The sequence below is a fragment of the Bacillus sp. 05T31 genome (assembly GCF_056396725.1).
This window is the reverse complement of sequence record NZ_JBFTMA010000867.1, coordinates 1-1,551: the sequence shown is the minus strand read 5'-3', so window position 1 is coordinate 1,551 and position 1,551 is coordinate 1. Positions and strand designations below refer to the sequence as shown.

Genomic DNA, 1,551 nt, shown 5'->3' with positions numbered 1-1,551 from the left:
CACATATCCTGTTACAAAGTCTAAAGCTGAACCTGAAAGTGCTGGATCTGGAAGATTCACTTTCCCTTTCCATTCTCCTTTCGTTATATCGCTCCAATCTTCAGGTGCTGTCTTCACATTTTTTGTGTTATACACAATTCCTAATGCTGAAGCACTATATCCAAAATAATGTCCTTTATCATCCGACCATTCAGAACGAAGCTTATCAGCTTGTTTTGCTCCTTTATAAGCTAACGTTTGCCCATCTTTTTTTAATCCTTCCATTGCTGGTAAAGAAGCAAGTACGACAACGTCAACGACTGGATTTTTCTTTTCAGCCTCCATTCTTGCTAAAATCTTACCTGTTGTTCCTTGAAACATTTCTACTTTTATCCCTGTTTTCTTTTCAAAGTCCTTTTGAATTTTTTCTGCTAATCCTTTTGGTCCTGCACTATATACAACGATTTTCTTTTCATTAGCGTTTTTATTTTTTGCATCTACACTGCCTGTCTTTGAGCTACAACCTGTTACTACAGCAGAAAATAGTAAAGTACATACAAATAAAGACTTAAGCGAACTGAATTTCTTCATACGATTCTCCCCCTATATGATGAATACATTTTTTTGGTACATATAACGATACCGGTTTACCAACGCTTAGCTTACTATTGTGATAAGCTGTCCATACACCGAGTGTCCCCATGTTTACTTTCACTTCATAACGTTCTCCTACATATGTAACGTGCTGAACTTCACCTGTATACATTTCGCACAAGTCATTTTTTGTCCAGCTCACATGCTCTGGACGAATCATTTTTTTCCCCTCTACAAGCCAATTTGCCTTACCAATAAATTTTGCAACAAATTCATGAGACGGTTTCACATAAATGTCTTCTGGTGTTCCTTTTTGTAATACTTCACCCTGCTTCATGACAATAATTTGGTCTGACATTGACATAGCTTCTGTTTGATCATGTGTTACATACAATGCCGTTAAACCAATTGAATGAACGATATCCATAAGTTCTAATCGCATTTCTTCTCGCAAAATTGCATCGAGTGCACTTAACGGTTCATCGAACAAAATAAAATGAGGTTTCGTTACAATTGCTCTAGCAAATGCGACACGTTGCTGCTGTCCACCTGAGAGTTCATGCGGATATCTTTTCTCCATACCTTGCAAACGAACTCGCTTTATCGCATCTTCTACCTTTTCTCTTAATTGATTCGTTTGCTTTGTAGCCCTTAAACCAAATGCAACATTTTCAAATACAGTCATATGCGGCCATAAAGCAAAATCTTGAAATACCATGCCGATATTCCGCTCATGAGGAGATGTTTTTATCTTTTTAGCAGAAGAATACATGCACTTATCTCCAAAATATATTTCACCTTTATCCGGTTCCTCAAGCCCTGCAATCATTCTAAGTAAAGTCGTTTTCCCGCATCCTGAAGGTCCTAAAAGTGTGGTGAATTCCCCTTTTTTCATTACAATCTGTAACGGCTTTAACGCCTGTGTTTTCCCAAATGCCTTTTCTAATCCATGAATTTTAATATCCATCGTTTCACCTC

General features: G+C 37.5%; 2 protein-coding genes. Both read right to left on the bottom strand.

The annotated features are described in order from the left end of the window. Nucleotides 1–570: extracellular solute-binding protein (locus AC1DJR_RS29350; protein ID WP_477004183.1), on the bottom strand; the 570-nt coding region annotated here is incomplete at its 3' end. Then, nucleotides 548–1,540, bottom strand: coding sequence for an ABC transporter ATP-binding protein (locus AC1DJR_RS29345; protein ID WP_088291336.1), 993 nt, complete (start codon nucleotides 1,538–1,540; stop codon nucleotides 548–550). The genes AC1DJR_RS29350 and AC1DJR_RS29345, both read right to left, overlap by 23 nt. Nucleotides 1,541–1,551: the final 11 nt, after the last annotated feature.